Here is a 16,679-nt window from a genome sequence, read left to right on the forward strand (position 1 = left end):
GGGGAAGTTGCCGAAACGTCAGGATCGACTACGGTTGGCCGGGTAATGTGTCGCCCGGTTGCCGGGATGCGAAAAGCCTGATCAGAATGAAGATGTTAGAGCGGTGGCCTGAAGCCCAACGGGCGGCTCGCTCAGGCCGGCAGATCATGGCCGGTCACAAGGGTGGAAACGGAAGAGACGATGAGTGCTCGGCAAGAACTGGATGGAACCTACGACTACATCATCGTCGGTGCGGGTACGGCGGGCTGCGTTCTGGCGAACCGGTTGACGGAAGACCCGTCTGTCCGGGTGTTGCTCCTGGAAGCGGGTGGCTCCGACAATTACCACTGGGTGCATATACCGGTCGGCTATCTCTACTGCATCGGCAATCCGCGCACGGACTGGATGATGAAGACCGCGTCCGAACCGGGCCTCAACGGCCGCAGTCTCGTCTATCCGCGCGGCAAGGTTCTGGGTGGCTGCACATCGGTCAACGGCATGATCTACATGCGCGGCCAGGCGGCGGACTATGACCACTGGCGCCAGCTCGGCAATGTCGGCTGGTCCTGGGACGATGTCCTGCCCTATTTCCTCAAATCCGAAGACCATCATGCCGGCAAGACCAGCCTTCACGGAGCCAGTGGCGAGTGGAAGGTCTCACGGCAGAAGCTGACCTGGGACATTCTGAAAGCGGTGCAGGAAGGGGCGCGGGAATTCGGTATCGAGCCGCGTGCAGACTTCAACGATGGCAATAACGAGGGCAGCGGTTTCTTCGAGGTCAACCAGAAGAACGGCGTGCGCTGGAACACTGCCAAGGGCTTCCTGCGGCCGGCGCTGAAGCGGCCGAACCTACGGCTGATCACCCAGGCGGAAACCCGCCATCTGGTGCTGAACGGCAAGCGTGTCGCAGGCGTTTGTTTTGTTCACAAGGGCACGGAACGTGTTGCCCGCGCCAATGCGGAAGTGCTGCTGGCAGCCGGTGCGATCAACTCGCCGAAGATCCTCGAATTTTCCGGTATCGGTAACGGTGAAGTGCTTGCCGACCGCGGCATCGCGCTTCACCACGAAAGCGCCGGTGTCGGCGAGAACCTGCAGGACCATCTGCAGATCCGTACGGTCTACAAGGTACAGAATGCGAAGACGCTGAACACGATGGCGAACAGCCTCGTCGGTAAGGCGCGGATCGCGTTGCAATATGCACTCACCCAGTCCGGGCCGATGTCGATGGCGCCCAGCCAGTTCGGCATGTTCACCAAATCCGATCCGTCGATGGAAACGCCGGACCTTGAATATCACGTGCAGCCGCTGTCGACCGACAAGCTCGGCGACCCGCTGCATCCCTTCCCGGCAATCACCATGTCGGTCTGCAATTTAAGGCCGGAAAGCGTCGGGTCGGTCCATGTCTCCGGGCCGGATCTCGCCAAGCAGCCGGAGATCAGGCTGAATTATCTGTCGGCGGACCGGGACCGGGAAATCGCGGTGAAGTCCGTGCGCCAGGCACGGCAGATCATGACGGCGAAGGCGCTGCAACGCTATCAGCCGGAAGAGATCCTGCCCGGGCCGCAGGTCGACAGCGATGAGGACCTTCTGAAAAAGGTCGGCGACATCGCCACCACCATCTTCCACCCCGTCGGGACCTGCCGCATGGGGCCGGACGAGGCCTCGGTGGTCGATCCGGAGCTGCGTTTGCGTGGGCTTGAGGGGCTCCGGGTGATCGACGCCTCGATCATGCCGAAGATCGTCTCCGGCAATACCGCTTCTCCGGTCGTGATGATCGCGGAAAAGGCGGCGGACCTGATCCGGAAGAGCTGCAAGGGCGCGATTTCGAACGCGGCTTGAGGGGCGTTTTCAAGGCATCTGTGAAAGTGGTTTCGACACACACCTTCCTCATCCTGAGGAGGACCGTGAGGTCCGTCTCGAAGGATGGGCTCCTTGCTCCCGAGTGTGCGGCCCATCCTTCGAGACGCCACTGACGTGGCTCCTCAGGATGAGGGAGAATTTGAAGCGCGTCCCCGAAAAAAACTAATCCAGCGCCTTCACCCGGTACGGAATAATCCCGCGCTGGCCGGGGTCGATGAAGGGGTCCTTGTCGACGGCCGGGAAGGCACGCTGGTCGCAGTTGTCGCGCGGGCAGATGCGGCAGTTGACGCCGATGGGTTCCGGCGAGGCGATCTCGTCGACGGCGATGCCGTCGGCATAGACGAGCGCATCGGCGTACCGGACCTCGCAACCGATGCCGAGGGCATAGCGGCGTTCGCCGCTGCGGTAATCGGGCTGGTGCTTGGTGATCGAGGTGGCAACGCAGAGATAGCGCACTCCGTCCGGCATCTGGGCGACCTGCGAGGTGAACTTGTTGGAGTTCTGTTCAAACGCCTGGTGAACGTTCCAGCGCGGGCACGAGCCGCCGAAGCGGGCGAACTGGAAGCGGGTGGCGCTGTGACGTTTGACGACATTTCCGGCCCGGTCGATCTTCACGAAATAGAACGGCAGGCCCTTTGCCCCCGGTCGCTGCAGGGTCGACAGCCGGTGGCAGACCGTCTCGATGCTGGCATCCAGCCGATTTGAAAGAAGCTGGATGTCGTGGCGTGTCTCGGCGGCAGCTTTCAGGAACTCGTCGTAGGGCAGGATCAGGGCGCCGGCAAAATAGTTGCGGAGCGCCAGCCGCGCGATGCTTTCGGCCGACTTGGTCTTGAAACGTGCTCTTGCGACTTCCTCCGAGATGAGTTCGCGCATGCAGAGTTCGGCGATCACCGAGCCGAGCAGGAAGCTTTTGGTCGAGGAGGGAATGGCACTGTAGAGGGCGATGGTCCTGGAATAATCGTCCTGGCGGATAAGTGTGCCCTGATAACCGGGGAATTCCGTCACCTCGATGCCGAACCGCGCCTGCAGCCAGCCGATGAGAGCGCCCAGTTTCGATGGCGCCTTGTAGAGACCAATCTCCAGCGCCAGCCTTTCCGCGGCCCTGTCGATGGCGTCGACGTAATTGTCCATGTAGTGGAAATAGTCGCGGACTTCCTCATAGGCCGATTTGCGCGGCCCCGGCCCGCCTTCGCCCGCGCCGCTGAGCTGGACGAGGTCGTCCTCGTCCGCCTCGCGGTCGTGATAGGTGCGCAGCGTGCCGTAGAGATCCATGATCGCCTTGGTGATGCCGGGCGCGCGGGTGACGAGTTCGTGCACCTCCTGCCGTCCGACGGAGGCGGAGTGGAACTGGCTGTCGGCGAAAATTTCCTGCAGGTCCTGCACCACGCGGTCGAGGTCGTTCTGTTCGAAGGCGGAGAGATCGACGCCGAAGATGCGGTTGATGGTGAGCAGCACAGAGGCGGTGACCGGCCGGTTGTTGTTCTCGATCTGGTTCACATAGGCGGTCGACAGCCCGATCTTCTTGGCAAGTTCCGATTGGGAGAGGCCAAAATCCGCCCGGATCTGCTTCAGCGTGTGGCCGGAATAGAGCTTTTTGCTCACTTGACACCCTTCTCAAATCGAATTGCAAAGTTTTTGCAATATGCAGTAAGCTTTTTAACATTTTACAATAGCCGGGTAATGATGAACAGTCCCCTCATCACGGATGGAACTCAAAGCCTGGGAGCAAGTGATGACAGCTCATTTCGCCCTGCCGACAATCGGACCCGACGGTCAGACCGGCCCTTTCAGCGGCATTCGCTGGCCGATGAATCTCGGTGACCTTGTTACCCCGCGCCAGCTGGAGATCATGCTGAAGCTGTGCGAGGGCAAGGTGAACAAGCAGATCGCCTACGAACTCGACGTGTCGATCGCGACCGTCAAGGCGCATATCCGCAACGCCATTACGCGCCTCGGCGCCCGCAACCGCACCAATGCGGTGGCGATCGTTGCTGCCAACAGCGCAATTTTCCAGAATGCAGCCGGCTGACCGCAAGGTCAGTCCAGCAACCTGTGCGGCCCCATCGCCCGCTTCTCTATAAGCCGATAACGGCAGATGCTTCCGACGAGGCGGTCCGATGGGCCGCCTTTTTTTGATTTTCTGGGATATGCGTTCCGGAAAGGCAGGCCGTCGTCGAGCCTTTTGCCGTCAGGCCGCCGGCCGGCGGATCATCGCTGCGCGGATCGTCTCCACCTCGGCTGCCAGGAAGTCGCAGAAATCCTTGGCAACGATCGAAATGGGCCGGTGGGTCGGCGTCAGGATGGATAGGCCGTTCTGAATGCGCGGCCGGAAAGGGCGGAAGACGATCATCGGCGGGCCCATGCCGAGCCGGCCCTTTTCCTGGGCGTTGTAGGCGGTGATGACGTCGCAGATGAGGGCGCAGAGGCCCGCTTCCACGAAGCGCAATCCGGGCCAGGCGGTCTGCAGCTCGAAGCGCTGGTTGAAGCGCACGCCCGCGTCGCGGAACCGGGCCAACGTCTGCTTGTGGCTGCGGTGCTCGGAATGGAGCAGCGCCAGCGGATAGCCGTCAAGTTCTGCAGGCGTGATCACTTCCTTCGAGGCCAGCGGATCGGTCGCCGGTATTGCGCACATGCATTCCAGGTCGAAATCGATCTGGTCGAAGGAATTGCGTGCGCGCGGGGTCTCGGCAAAGCCGATGTCGAATTGCTGGGCGGCAATCAGTTCCTCGATCTCGGCAGACGTCCGGCTGGCGAGCGCAACCTTGACGCTGGGTTTGTCGGCAACGAACTGCGACAGGGCGTTGGGCAGGAAGTCGACGACGGCCTCGGGAATGCCTGCAATGCGCAACTGGCCATGTTCCCGGTTGGCAAGGCCCCGCAGCGTCCGCTTGGAAATTTCCAGACGCTTCAGGATCGCTTCGGCTTCTTCCAGAAAGAACTCGGCTTCCGGCGTTGGCACCAGGCGGCCCTGTTCGCGCACGAACAGTTTCAGTTCCAGTTCCGTTTCAAGACCGGCAATGGTGGAGCTGACCGCGGGCTGCGTCCGGCCAAGCGTGCGCGCCGCTTCCGAAATGGAGCCGCTGCGCATGACTTCACGAAAAGTCGCCAATTGCCGAATCGAAAGATTCATCGGTCCCCGTGAACTGCCCCTCCCGGACCCTAGTGGTTCGATTCTGACATTTGCATCCCCTTGCTGCTAGCGCTGGAGCAAATGTCAGAATCATAAGAACCACTAGATAAATATATGTTTCTAGTGGAGCTTTTGAATTTGACATTTGAGCAACAGCCTAGCCGCGAGCGGGACTCAAATGTCAAATTCGCTCCACTAGAGCTTATGCAGGGGCAGGCCGAATTCGGCCCGCCCTTTGTTGTTCTAGACCAAACACTGTGTCGCTTTATGAGGTAGAGGTCAACATCGAGAGGAAGAGGCGGCGCTCAGCCGAGTTGTTTAGGTGATTTTACTAAAGAAGATTTCGCGAAGGGTAATGAATACGCTTCCTGAGTGCTTCCGCGCCAGTAAAGGGTAGCCGGTTTGGCGGCGGGATTTTCTATCACTTTTGCTTTATCGCTCCGGCGCCCACAGCCGGTTGAGGTCGAACGCGTGGACATCCTCGAGAAGCTCGATAAAGCCCCGCGCCGCGTGATCCTGCGACTGTCTGCCTTTTTCAGCGCTTGCCAGCGCCGCGTTGCCGAGCGCGCCGGAAGGGTTGAGGTCCTGGGCCTTCCAGCCGTATTGCGCCTTGCCGTGGCCGCGCAGGTGCCTGAACTCTTCCAGGTAGCGCTGTTGTTCGGACGGGAAGTCCTTTGCACGGTCCATGCGCACGAGGTCGGGGCGCAGGTGCAGCATCAGCGAGGTCTCGATATCGCCGCCATGAATGCCGTAGGCGAATTCCTCCTGGGCGTAGAGACCATCGGGCTGGCCGAAACGCAACCAGTTGGTGGCGGTGACGAACATCTCGTGCTTAACGCGCAGCTCCCGCGCGACGATGTCGAGCACCGGCACGTTGCCGCCGTGGGAATTGATCATGACCAGCTTGCGGATGCCGGCGCGGGCAACACATTCGCCAAGCTCGATCCAGGCTCGGGTGACCGTCTCCCAGGAAAGCGTCAGTGTTCCGGGCGAGGAAATGTGCTCGTCCGACTTGCCGACGGTCTGAAGAGGCAGGAACGTGACGGGGAGGTTTTCGGGCAGCAGCTCGATGACGCGGCGGATCTGGCCTTCGGCAATCGTCGTGTCGGTGGACAGCGGCAGATGCGGGCCGTGCTGCTCGATGGCGGCGACAGGCAGGACCGCGATCCAGTCCTCATGATCGGCCGATTCGAAATCGACCGTCGTCATATCTTGCCAGAACGGCTTGGGCAGCATGGTCTTGTTCCGTCTTTGATGGCACCCGCCCGCTCTCATTTGCATAGCAGGGCCCGGCAGGCAAGGGCTGTGAGGGAGGCGGCGCCACCGGAACCCTCACGAACATATGATGCCGTTTCTTAACCGGTGTTTAGAATTTGCTGACACCTCTCAAGGACAATCGCCGCCATGATCGGCGCAATTCTGACCAACACGCCGGCGATCGTTCTGAAAGGAAGCGGTGTCGCGGCGGAGCGCGATCCTGGCTCGGGGGAAGTTGCCCAGGGCCGGGCCGGGGAAAGTGCGCGCGACAGTCTGGCCAGCCCGCGCGCCGCGGCGATCCGTTCAGACGGCGCGGTGCCGCTTACGCCCGAGGCGGTGCTGGCGCTGCAGGAAAGCGAAGATCCGACAGGTGCCGATGGGCGCAAGCCGCTGCCGGGAGCGACAGACGACGAGGAGACTGCGGGCAGCGCAAATGCGGCCAATCCCGGCGCGGAGGAAGAAGACGCCACGGGGGAAAGCGGTGCTGCGCCAGGATTGCAGGATCCGGCTGAAGAGACGGTAAGCGACGAGGAAGACGCGGACGGCGACGGCCTCAACGAGGCGGAAGAGCAGCAGGTCGACAAGCTGAAGCAACGCGATCGCGAAGTGCGCGCCCATGAACAGGCCCATGCCACCGTCGGCGGTGCCTATGCCAGTGCGCCGAGCTATACCTACCAGCAGGGGCCGGACGGCAAGCGGTACGCCATAGGCGGCGAAGTGCAGATCGACACTTCCAGGGAACGCACGCCGGAGGCCACCATCCGCAAGATGCAAGTCGTGATCCGCGCCGCCACGGCACCGGCAGATCCGTCGTCCCAGGATATGAGAGTGGCGCAGCAGGCGCAGGCACAGCTTGCCGAGGCGCAGGCCGAACTCCGGCAGCAGAAAACCGAAGAACTGTCCGGCGGTGAAGACGAGGATCCGGGACAGCTCGGAGAATCCGACCGCGGCGAGGATGATGCCGGATCGTCCGAGACGGCGCAGGCCGGCGGCGGTAGAGACGAAGCTTCGGCTGCCGGCCGCCGGGAGCGCGCCGATGCCGCGTCCGCCTATCAGGCGGCTGTCGAGCGTGCCGCCGGATCGATTTCCGTGGCCGGTTCCCTGATCGCCTGACCTCAATTCGCCGTATTTCTTTTGCAAGCGATCAAACGTTCGCAGCTTGTCTTGCCGCCTTAGGCGTGACAGAAAGGCGGTCCCCTTCCGGCCCTGTGCCCCCGTTACAGATCAGATCATGCCAGTCCCCACTCAGGATCAAGCAATTGCCGCGCGCCGCGTTGTCTCGGCGGTTTTCTTCATGTGCGGCACCTTCATCGGCATGTGGGCATCGCGCATCCCGCAGATCAAGGACACCACGGGTCTGGACGAAAGCGGCTTCGGCATCCTGCTGCTGGTGATGGCCTGCGGCGCGCTGGTGGCATTCCCACTGACGGGCATGCTGATCGACCGGATGGGCGCGGCGCCCATGACCAAGCTTCTGGCAACGGCCAATGTCGCGACCTTCGTGCTCGTCGGCATTGCCCCCAATGTGCCCGTTCTGACGATTGCCCTGTTCCTGGCCGGATTTACCTTCGGTGCCCTCGATATCTGTATGAACGGCTGGGGCGCGGAGGTGGAGAAGGCGATCGGACGGCCGATCATGTCTTCCTATCACGGTCTCTACAGTCTCGGCGGCGGCGCCGCGGCGCAGGCAGGCGGTTTCGCGATTGAGGCCGGGCTGGGCGTTGCCCTGCATTTCACGCTCTGGGGTGTCCTAGTGGCGCCCTTTCTGGTCTGGTTCTGGCGGCAGAGCTGGCCGCAGGCGGAACAGGCGGCGACGGACGGCCGCAAGGCGCCGCTCTTTGCGCTGCCCAAGGGTGCGCTGGTTCTCGTCGGGTTGATGGCGCTGGTCGCGGCACTCGGCGAAGGCGCCGTGACCGACTGGGCCGCGCTCTACCAGATCGACGATCTCGGCTATTCGGTTGCCATCGCACCGACCGCGTTCACGGTGTTTTCCGTTGCCATGGTGATCATGCGGCTCTCCGGTGACAGGATCATCGCCCGCTACGGACCGGTGCCCGTGGCGCGTGTCAGCGGCGTGGTCGCCTTTGCCGGCGGCTTGCTGCTCGTGACGGGCTGGAACATCTGGGCCGTGTGGGCCGGCTGCTTCGTGATGGGGCTCGGTTACGCCGTGCTGTTTCCGCTCGCCATGTCCCGCGCGGCCAGCGATCCGCACATGTCCAAGGGTGCGGCTCTTGCGGCAGTGGCCACGCTTGGCTATGGAGCATTCCTGTTGGGGCCGCCGATCCTCGGTTTCATCGGCGACCTGCTGTCGCTTCGGGCGTCCTTCGTCACCGTGGCCGTCCTGACGATGGCCATTCCCTTTCTCGCCGGGGCGTTGAAGGTCAGGACCTGACAGGAACACCGCAGTCGGGAAAACTCAAAAGCGGAACGGTTCTCATGACACAGCAAGGCCAGGCTCCCGTCATCGTCTCGCTCAGCGGCATTACCCAGGTGTTCGACACGGGTACGACGGCGCTGCAGGATTTTTCGCTGGATGTGCACGAGGGCGAATTCGTCTCCCTGCTGGGGCCGTCCGGCTGCGGCAAGTCCAGTGCGCTCCGGATCGTCGCCGGACTTTCCCAACCCACTTCCGGATCGGTCTCCTGGCCGCAGGAAACCGGTGCGCAGGAGCATGAACTCGGGTTCGTGTTCCAGGAATCGACGCTGATGCCCTGGTCAACGGTCTTTGCCAATGTCTGGCTGCCGCTCAGGCTGAAGGGCGTTGCCCGTGCGGCAGCCCGGGAACGGGTGCTGGAGGCGCTGGCGACCGTCGGGCTGGAGGAGTTTGCCGATCATTATCCAAGGCAACTTTCCGGCGGCATGAAGATGCGGGTCTCCATCGCAAGGGCGCTGATCACGCGGCCGAAGGTGCTGCTGATGGACGAACCTTTCGCAGCGCTCGACGAAATCACCCGGTTCAAGCTCAACAATGATCTGCTGCGGCTGCAGAAGAGCTTCGGCTGGACGGTGCTTTTCGTGACCCATTCGGTCTTCGAATCCGTCTATCTCTCCGACCGTGTCGTCGTCATGGCGGCCCGTCCCGGCCGGGTGGCGCTCGAAAAGGAGATCGTCACGTCCGGGCCGCGCGAGGAAGGTTTCCGCAATTCGTCCGTCTATAACGACTATTGCCGGGATGTTTCGGCCGCCCTGCAGGCGGCGATGGAGCCCGCCGACAGTCTTTGATGCCGGCTTTTCGGGCAATCCGATACCGATCTCCTCCAGGGTGGTTTTCAGGTCTCTGTCAGTTCTTGCGATGCTTCCAAATCCGGTCTGCCGTATTGTTTAGCTGGATAACGGGCGGCAAGCCCATGCAGGGTCAGAAAAATTGCCCGCATTCACCGCAGTGTCATTTGACGGTTAAATAACCCGGCTAGTGTGCCGCCGCGCCGAGATGAGCGTGATTCGGGTTAATCGAGGACGGGGACGGTTTCATGGCTTTCAATTACAAGAAAAGCATAACCTTTCGCCTGGTTCAGGCCGCGAAGGCACAGCGGGCCCGCTCCGGCGCGCATCTGATGCGGATCGGGCTGCATCCGGGGCAGGAGCTGGTGCTCAAGGTTCTGGCCGACGCGGACGGACGCACCATGAGCCAGCTGGCGCTGGCGCTCGGCGTGCAACCGCCCACCGTCACCAAGATGGTCACCCGCTTGTCCAGCCAGGGCTACGTGCGCCGCCAGGTCTCCGATACCGACGGCCGTCTGGCCCGGGTCTATCTGACCGAGACCGGACGCGAGCTGGTGGTTTCCGTCGACAGGGCCTGGAAGCGGCTGGAGCGCGAGGCCATGTCCGGTCTCGACGACAAGGACCGCAAGAAGCTGCGCAAGCTGCTGCGCCAGGTGGAAAAGAACCTGTCGCTTTCGGTCGACGACGATCCCGAGCATGAAGCCGACTTCGACACCGATGGCGATGAGCCTGCGGAAGTGCAGGCCAAGGAGCAGGACGCCAAGGAGAAAGATAAGGAACTGTCGGCGGCCTGACGGTCAGTGGCAAGGCACGCTGTCTACAGGTCGAGGTGAGAACAGGGGACTTCCCCGCCAAGCACACCGCTCCGGCGACCGCTTGCGGTTTCACCCCGGGCAAGCGAAGCTCAGACCCCGGGGCCTACTCGCAGGACAATTTGCCGGGGCTTTTGAACAAGATCGATAGACACCCAACCAAACGCGCTCTGGAAACGAGTGAGCCACGGGCCTCCCTTCGGTCGCCCGGGGTGACAACAAGTTTGCCGGGCAATGCCGCAAACGGTCTGTCGCGACTCTTCTCCGGCACAAAGATTACAAATCGGTCATTTGAAACCGGCCCACCGGACACCTACCTCCCTCTCAGCCGAACCGGAAACTGTGAGGATGGCTGATATGTACGCAAAAATGCACTCCCTGAACGAAGATCGCGGCGCCCGCCGCGCCGCGGATCTGCGCCGCCGCTTTGCCCATGTCTCCGACGCCGCCATTTCCCGTCCGGCGACCGGCCGGCGGAACTCCGCACAGGCCCGCGTCCTGACGCGTTCGCGCAAGGCGCAACTGACCGAGTTGCTGGGCTGGAGCACCCTGGCGACCGTGATGGTGTTCATCGGGTTCCTGGTCCTGTAGGGCATCGTCCCGGCCATACTGGTCAGCACATGCCGCTCCGGCTAGCATCCTGCAAATCACTCGCCCGGGCTCGAGCCCGGGCATTTGCGCAGGAGCCAAGCATGCACGCCTTTCTTCCCTTCAATCTCGACGACATCATTGCCGAAGAGGACGCACCGGCTTCCGAAAAGGTCCTCTCCGGCGACCCGCGCTTCACCACGTGGCTGGTCGAGGCGACAGACAAGGAAACGCTTTTTACCGGGGTCTGGCAATGCACGCCGGGCGCCTGGCGCATCTCCTATGACGAATGGGAATTCTGCTCCATCCTCTCCGGCCGTTCGAAGCTGACCGACAAGGACGGCAACACGCGCGACATCGGCCCGGGCGACAGCTTTGTCCTGCAGCCGGGTTTTTCGGGCGTCTGGGAAGTTCTGGAGACGACGCGGAAACTGTTCGTCATCCGGTTGCCGGGGTAGGGGGATGGGGTGTTCAAAGGGAAGGGAAGGGGCCTGCAGCGGACTGGCGGTTTAAATAGCAAAGACGTTCAATAGCTGTCGATATTGTTGCGGGCCGATCGCCGGTTTCGACCCTGTCGAGGCCGTTCTTCGGCAAAAGCTGAAGTGGCTACCGCTGACATTGCAGACCACCGGACATTGTGAACAGAAACGGCACTATCCTCGGGGTGATGACGTATGAGCCAGACTTCATGCTCGGGCAAACCGGTCGACGCGGAAAGTTTTCTTCGCCTTGCAGCTCTTTGGGCGGCCGATTGTGCAGACATGGCGCTCGCAGTATTTGAAGGTGAGGAGTGCGGAGACAATCGACCCCGGGACGCCATCATGGGCGCTCGAAAATTCGGACATGGTGGCCCGCGAAATAAAATGCTGCGTCAACTCGCATGGGCGGCTCATGCTGCCGCCAAAGAGAGTGACACGCAATTCGCAAAATATGCTGCGCGCTCCGCGATGTTGGCGGCAGCGGTGGCTTATACTCATATAGAATTGAAGCTGGGCAGCCAGGGTATTCGTCAAGCCAGGCACGTATTGGGGCCGGCTGTCTATGCGGCCCTGGCTTGCGAGGTCGTCTCCGAAAGCCGGGCTGGGGTCGCAAATAAAAAGTTACAGATCGCGGCCGACATCGCGCCAGCAGAAGTGGGAATTCTTTTGCTGCGTTTTCCCCCACAGCCTCAAGGCTCTACGCGTCCAGGCCAACTCTTTCATCATCTCGACACCAATTTGAGGCTGGCTTCTGCGAGATGGTGAAAAGTCACCAGCCCACATTCCACTCCAATCCGACTTTGAATCGACCTGAGCGCAAAGCCTGCCCTTGAAGCATCTCCAAAGCACCCGGAACGGCAATGGCACGCATCCCTGTTTTGGGTGCCGTGACCGGAGTGCCATTTGTCATCTTTACGAGACCACAACATTACGCCGGTGTTTGTCGATGCGTTTGCCAGTTGCCGCCACAAGGGCGATTGCAACCAGGGCCGCACCGGCAACGGCGTATGCGGCCGAACTCCAGCCAAAACGCTCGATTGCGGTGCCGACGGCCGTCGGACCAAGGATTTGTCCCAGGTTGTTGCCTTGTATGATCAATCCGAGGATCACCGGAACCTGACCAGCCGTCGGAGCGACAATTGGCGCGGAAGACAGGATCGTCGCCGGGATCAGCCCGCCAACGGCCGAGAACAGCATGCAAAGAGCAAACGTCGCTGCAGCGGGCAGCAAAGGCAAAAATATGCCGAAACTGGCCAAGCCCATGGTTACGCTGGCACCGGTGAGCAATACTGCACGACTGACGCCACGGGACAGCAGAAGACCCGCCGCCAGATTTCCAGACACATTCACAGCGGAAGCGAGAGCGCTCAACAGTCCGGCAGTCTGGTGGGAGACACCCATTTGCTCCATCAGCAACACAGGCAGGAAGCTGAACAGAGCAAAAAAAACATCAGACTGTAAAGTGCGAACGTGCCGGCAAGAGCGACCGGCACCCCGGCGTGAAACACAGAAACCGTATCGGATTGCAGTTTGCGCCACGACCAGGGGTGACGTTGGTCATCGACCGGAACCACCCATGGCACAAGCACGCAGATGATCAAGGTGAGCAGGCAGCTCGTCCACCAAATCATCCGCCAATCCCCGAACAGGGGGCCGGTCAGCATCGCAATCGCCATGCCGACAGGCATGAAGCAACTCCAAAGGGCAAAAGCCAAATCACGGTCGGAGGATTTCGCGACACGGCTCAGGATCGAGGGTGCTGCAACTGTTACAAGGAGGAAGCCGGCACCTTCGATGACGCGGGCAAGCAAGAGCCCCGACATACCTGAAACCACCGCACCAAGACCCGACCCAAACACTGTCGTCAGCAATCCGATTATCAATAGTCGCCTGCCGCCGAAACTGGCGGCAAGCGCGCCTGTCGGAATACCGCCCACGAGCCCGAGAACCGCAAAGATCCCCGTCAACCAGCCGATGGCCACCAGGCCAATCCCGAGATCTGATTGCAGCAATGGGGCGGCGATGGCCGCTTTCCCGACCTGCAACGCCGTAACGATACCGGCACCGACGATCACAAACACCGCCAACCAACGGGTGCGCGGCGGCTCCAAGGTAAAGGCAGAGGCTGTCATGCGGCTGCTCTCGCCTGCCGGCCAATAGCCAGGGCCAAAGCGATCCCGGCGACGTGTCGCCCTTGGAAGCGGGCGCCTTCCAGTTCGTTTTCACTTGGTTGGCGATCACCGCCGTTGCCATCATCGGCCAGCGTGGACGCTCCATAAGGAGAACAGCCGGTGATCTCGTCCATCCGCATCTGTCCCTTGAAGGTGTAGGGTAGACCGACGACCATCATCCCAAGATGGAACAGGACAGTCTGTGTCGACTGTATGGTGGTTTCCTGACCACCGTGCTGGCTGCCTGTAGAGGTAAAGACGCTGCCAACCTTGCCGACCAGCTTGTCTTCAAACCAAAGGCCACCGGTCTGATCGAGGAAGTTCTTCATCTGGGAAGCCATCGTGCCGTAACGTGTCGGCGTACCAATGATAATGGCATCGTAGTCAGCAAGCTCGGACACTCTGGCGACCGGTGCCTGCTGGTCGACCTTGTAGCCGGATTTGCTTGCTACAGCGTCCGGGACAAGTTCAGGAACCCGTTTCACGTCGGCAGTGGCGCCAGCCTGGCGAGCACCGTCGGCGACCGCTGCCGCCATCGTCTCGATGTGACCGTAAGACGAATAATAAAGTACCAGTATTCTGGCCATGGTTGCACCTTGCTTCGGTTTATGGAACGCCAGCAAAATGCCTTTTTTAACTGCTCTATCTAAGTGATATAATTTGCATCAAAACGATCAATAGAGGTGATCATGCTGGATGCGCTGACGCTCGATCAGATGCGAACATTTGTTGCCATTGCTGACAGCGGAAGCTTCCGGGCGGCCGCACAGTCGTTGTCGAGGGTCCAATCCGGCGTGAGTGTCGCGATCGCCAATCTTGAAGCACAACTTGGTGTCGAATTGTTCGACCGTTCCGGACACCGGCCGGTTTTGACCCGGCAAGGCCAAATGCTGCTTGGCAGCGCAAGAGATATTCTCCTGCGCGTCGATGTGCTGCGGGCCAAAGCCCGCGGATTTGCAGCGGGCGTGGAAACGGAACTCGGGATCGCAGTGGACACTCTCTATCCATTGCAGAAGGTCGGAACAGCAATTTCGCAAATGCGGGACAGCTTTCCCCCGGTCTCTGTGCGGGTTCTGGTCGAGCCCCTGGGCGGCCCGCTCGAGGCTTTGAGGCAGAGGCGTTGTGCACTGGCGGTGATGGTTGGCGAAGATTTTCGGGATCCGCGTATTAAGTTCGACGCGCTGACGTCCATCGTCCAGGTCGCGGTGGTGGCCGCAGAGCATCCACTCGCCAAAGGCAAGGGTGGCAGGGCCCCGGAAGCTCTGGATCTTGCGGACCATCTTCAGATTGTCTTGACCGACCCTTCCCCGATATCCGCCGGACGTGACTTTGGCGTTATCTCGCCGCAGACCTGCCGCGTGAACACGCAAGATGCCAAGTACAACCTCATTCTTGGCGGCCTTGGCTGGGGGCGGCTGCCTTTGTGGCTGGTAGAGCGCGATCTCGAACAGGGACGGCTGGTCAGGCTTTATGTGAGTGCTCTTGGCCGCAACGGTGAAGTCGCGGCGCAAGCCTATGTTGCCCATCGTCTCGATGAAACGATGGGGCCGGCGGCAAGGCATCTTGCAGATGTCCTGATCAGCCTGCATTCGGATGGCGCGTGACTGACAAACTGAAATGCACTGTCACGTCCTCGGCACTCTGCCGCTCCTAAACCAGAAACGGATACCCGCCTTCCAGCTTCAACAGCGCGATCTTGGTATCGGTGCCACCGGCGCCGGAATAACCGCCGAGGCCGTTGGCCGACAGTATGCGGTGGCAGGGGATGACGATGGGGATCGGGTTGGCGCCGCAGGCCTGGCCGATCGGCTGGCCGTAGGTGTCGAGTTCCCTGGCAAGGTCGCCATAGGTGCGGGTCTCGCCATAGGGGATCGCCAGCATTGCGCGGAAGACGGCCTGGTGCAGCTCGCCGCCCTTCGGGGCCAGCGGCAGGTCGAAGGACTTCAGATCGCCGGCGAGATAGGCTCGAAGCTGACGGGCCGCTTCTTTCAGCAAAGGTGTTTCTTCTTTGCCCGCAGCGCCGTTCCAGTGTATCTGGGTGATTGCGCCGTCATATTCCGTTATGGAAAGGCGCCCCAGCCAAGTGTCTATTTCTGCAACAGGCATCATCGTTCCCGTGACCGTTGTTACCTAGGTAGTGGGCCCTGGGTCACAACTCAACCGGGTCAAGCCGTCGAAGCTGGCCGCACGGTCCGCATCATTTGTGGACACTCCACCGAAAGGGCCGCCTTCCATGGCGCATGACAGTCAGGAACGCCCGTCCGGATCGCCGGCCGCCGCACCTCTGGCCGGCATCGGTCTCATCGTTCTGGCCTGCCTCAGTTTCTCCGTTCTGGATGCCACGGCGAAATACATGTCCACCAGTCTGCCGACACTGCAGATCGTCTGGGTTCGGTTCGTCAGTCATGTGTTGCTGACGCTGGTTCTGTTCCAGGTCTGGCGAAAACCCTCGCTCCTGAAGACGAGACGGCCGGGGTTGCAGCTCGTGCGCGCCTTCTGTCTGCTCGGCACGACCATCTGCAACTTCATGGCCGTCCGCTATCTGCAGCTTGCCGAGACCATGGCGATCATGTTCGCCGGTCCCTTCGTCATCACCGCGCTAGCCGGTCCGATGCTGGGCGAATGGGCGGGCGCGCGGCGCTGGGCAGCGATCGTCGTTGGCTTCCTGGGGGTGCTGGTGGTCACGCAGCCCGGCATCGGCGGCATGCACTGGGCGGCGATCTATTCGGTCGCGGCCATGACCTTCTATGCTTTTTACGCGCTGTTGACGCGTCAGCTGACGGCGACCGACGGCTCCGCAGGGCTTCTGATCATTTCCGGTATCGTTGCGGCAGTCGCCATGACGCCGGCGGGACTAACGGTCTGGCAGACGCCGCCCGATGCCTGGACCTGGATGCTGCTCTTTGCCACCGGCGTCTTCGGAGCCGGGGGGCATTTCCTCTTCATCATGGCGCACCGCATCGCGCCGGCACCGGTGCTCGCGCCTTTCATCTACACGCAAATCGTCTGGATGATCGCGCTCGGCTACCTGGTCTTCGGCGACGTGCCGTCGTTCACAACCCTGCTTGGCGCTGCCATTGTCGTCGCCTCCGGCCTTTATATTCTCTACCGGGAGCGGGTGAAGGAGATCTGATCCCGGCATCTTGCCTGTCCACCTCCCTCAAGGGTGGTTGACGCGATT

General features: G+C 61.4%; 18 protein-coding genes. 11 read left to right on the forward strand and 7 right to left on the reverse strand.

Annotation, left to right across the window (positions count from 1 at the left end):
* Nucleotides 1-180: 180 nt before the first annotated feature.
* Nucleotides 181-1,818: a GMC family oxidoreductase gene (locus ACX3M4_RS22050; RefSeq protein ID WP_459355119.1), complete on the forward strand. Its 1,638-nt coding sequence runs from the start codon at nt 181-183 to the stop codon at nt 1,816-1,818.
* A 183-nt stretch (nt 1,819-2,001) separates the two neighbouring features.
* Here ACX3M4_RS22050 and ACX3M4_RS22055 read toward each other — a convergent pair whose 3' ends face one another.
* Nucleotides 2,002-3,441 carry a helix-turn-helix domain-containing protein gene (locus tag ACX3M4_RS22055; protein WP_459355120.1) on the reverse strand — a complete coding sequence of 480 codons (1,440 nt, stop codon included), beginning with the start codon at nt 3,439-3,441 and terminating at the stop codon, nt 2,002-2,004.
* 130 nt (nt 3,442-3,571) lie between these two features.
* Between ACX3M4_RS22055 and ACX3M4_RS22060 the strand changes: the two genes are divergently transcribed.
* On the forward strand, nt 3,572-3,868 hold the full coding sequence (locus ACX3M4_RS22060; RefSeq protein WP_459355121.1) for a helix-turn-helix domain-containing protein: 297 nt from the start codon (nt 3,572-3,574) through the stop codon (nt 3,866-3,868).
* 159 nt (nt 3,869-4,027) lie between these two features.
* Here the strand turns inward: ACX3M4_RS22060 and ACX3M4_RS22065 are convergent, their stop codons facing one another.
* Together ACX3M4_RS22065 and ACX3M4_RS22070 are read right to left on the reverse strand one after the other, a co-directional pair.
* Entirely contained in the window at nt 4,028-4,969 is a 942-nt protein-coding gene (locus ACX3M4_RS22065; RefSeq protein ID WP_459355122.1) for a LysR substrate-binding domain-containing protein, read from the reverse strand.
* A 432-nt stretch (nt 4,970-5,401) separates the two neighbouring features.
* Nucleotides 5,402-6,205: a creatininase family protein gene (locus ACX3M4_RS22070; RefSeq protein WP_459355123.1), complete on the reverse strand. Its 804-nt coding sequence runs from the start codon at nt 6,203-6,205 to the stop codon at nt 5,402-5,404.
* Between the two features lie 168 nt (nt 6,206-6,373).
* Between ACX3M4_RS22070 and ACX3M4_RS22075 the strand changes: the two genes are divergently transcribed.
* From ACX3M4_RS22075 to ACX3M4_RS22105, 7 genes are all read left to right on the forward strand, one after another.
* Nucleotides 6,374-7,339, forward strand: a complete 966-nt coding sequence (locus ACX3M4_RS22075) for a putative metalloprotease CJM1_0395 family protein (protein ID WP_459355124.1) — start codon at nt 6,374-6,376, stop codon at nt 7,337-7,339.
* Between the two features lie 118 nt (nt 7,340-7,457).
* Nucleotides 7,458-8,618 (forward strand): MFS transporter, encoded by a 1,161-nt coding sequence (locus ACX3M4_RS22080; protein WP_459355125.1) that lies wholly within the window; start codon nt 7,458-7,460, stop codon nt 8,616-8,618.
* A gap of 44 nt (nt 8,619-8,662) precedes the next feature.
* Nucleotides 8,663-9,448, forward strand: a complete 786-nt coding sequence (locus ACX3M4_RS22085; RefSeq protein ID WP_459355126.1) for an ABC transporter ATP-binding protein — start codon at nt 8,663-8,665, stop codon at nt 9,446-9,448.
* Nucleotides 9,449-9,696: 248 nt separating this feature from the next.
* Nucleotides 9,697-10,242: a MarR family winged helix-turn-helix transcriptional regulator gene (locus ACX3M4_RS22090; RefSeq protein WP_459355127.1), complete on the forward strand. Its 546-nt coding sequence runs from the start codon at nt 9,697-9,699 to the stop codon at nt 10,240-10,242.
* A gap of 375 nt (nt 10,243-10,617) precedes the next feature.
* Entirely contained in the window at nt 10,618-10,851 is a 234-nt protein-coding gene (locus ACX3M4_RS22095) for a hypothetical protein (protein ID WP_459355128.1), read from the forward strand.
* Nucleotides 10,852-10,952: 101 nt separating this feature from the next.
* Nucleotides 10,953-11,306, forward strand: coding sequence for a cupin domain-containing protein (locus tag ACX3M4_RS22100; RefSeq protein ID WP_459355129.1), 354 nt, complete (start codon nt 10,953-10,955; stop codon nt 11,304-11,306).
* A gap of 216 nt (nt 11,307-11,522) precedes the next feature.
* Nucleotides 11,523-12,092: a putative immunity protein gene (locus ACX3M4_RS22105; protein WP_459355130.1), complete on the forward strand. Its 570-nt coding sequence runs from the start codon at nt 11,523-11,525 to the stop codon at nt 12,090-12,092.
* Nucleotides 12,093-12,239: 147 nt separating this feature from the next.
* On the opposite strand, the gene ACX3M4_RS22110 is transcribed toward ACX3M4_RS22105, so the two are convergent.
* The 3 genes from ACX3M4_RS22110 to wrbA are packed head-to-tail and all read right to left on the reverse strand — an operon-like array spanning nt 12,240 to nt 14,085.
* Nucleotides 12,240-12,737, reverse strand: coding sequence for an MFS transporter (locus ACX3M4_RS22110; RefSeq protein ID WP_459359486.1), 498 nt, complete (start codon nt 12,735-12,737; stop codon nt 12,240-12,242).
* On the reverse strand, nt 12,737-13,459 hold the full coding sequence (locus ACX3M4_RS22115; protein WP_459355131.1) for an MFS transporter: 723 nt from the start codon (nt 13,457-13,459) through the stop codon (nt 12,737-12,739). Before ACX3M4_RS22115 ends, ACX3M4_RS22110 begins: the two co-directional genes overlap by 1 nt.
* Entirely contained in the window at nt 13,456-14,085 is a 630-nt protein-coding gene (gene wrbA, locus ACX3M4_RS22120; protein ID WP_459355132.1) for an NAD(P)H:quinone oxidoreductase, read from the reverse strand. The genes ACX3M4_RS22115 and wrbA overlap by 4 nt, the downstream gene beginning before the upstream one ends.
* A 102-nt stretch (nt 14,086-14,187) precedes the next feature.
* Between wrbA and ACX3M4_RS22125 the strand changes: the two genes are divergently transcribed.
* Nucleotides 14,188-15,102 carry a LysR family transcriptional regulator gene (locus tag ACX3M4_RS22125; protein WP_459355133.1) on the forward strand — a complete coding sequence of 305 codons (915 nt, stop codon included), beginning with the start codon at nt 14,188-14,190 and terminating at the stop codon, nt 15,100-15,102.
* Nucleotides 15,103-15,148: 46 nt separating this feature from the next.
* On the opposite strand, the gene ACX3M4_RS22130 is transcribed toward ACX3M4_RS22125, so the two are convergent.
* Nucleotides 15,149-15,604: a methylated-DNA--[protein]-cysteine S-methyltransferase gene (locus ACX3M4_RS22130; RefSeq protein ID WP_459355134.1), complete on the reverse strand. Its 456-nt coding sequence runs from the start codon at nt 15,602-15,604 to the stop codon at nt 15,149-15,151.
* Nucleotides 15,605-15,731: 127 nt separating this feature from the next.
* On the opposite strand from ACX3M4_RS22130, the gene ACX3M4_RS22135 reads away from it, so the two are divergent.
* Nucleotides 15,732-16,631, forward strand: a complete 900-nt coding sequence (locus ACX3M4_RS22135) for a DMT family transporter (protein ID WP_459355135.1) — start codon at nt 15,732-15,734, stop codon at nt 16,629-16,631.
* Nucleotides 16,632-16,679 lie beyond the last annotated feature (48 nt).

The sequence above is a fragment of the Roseibium sp. M-1 genome, from assembly GCF_054515675.1.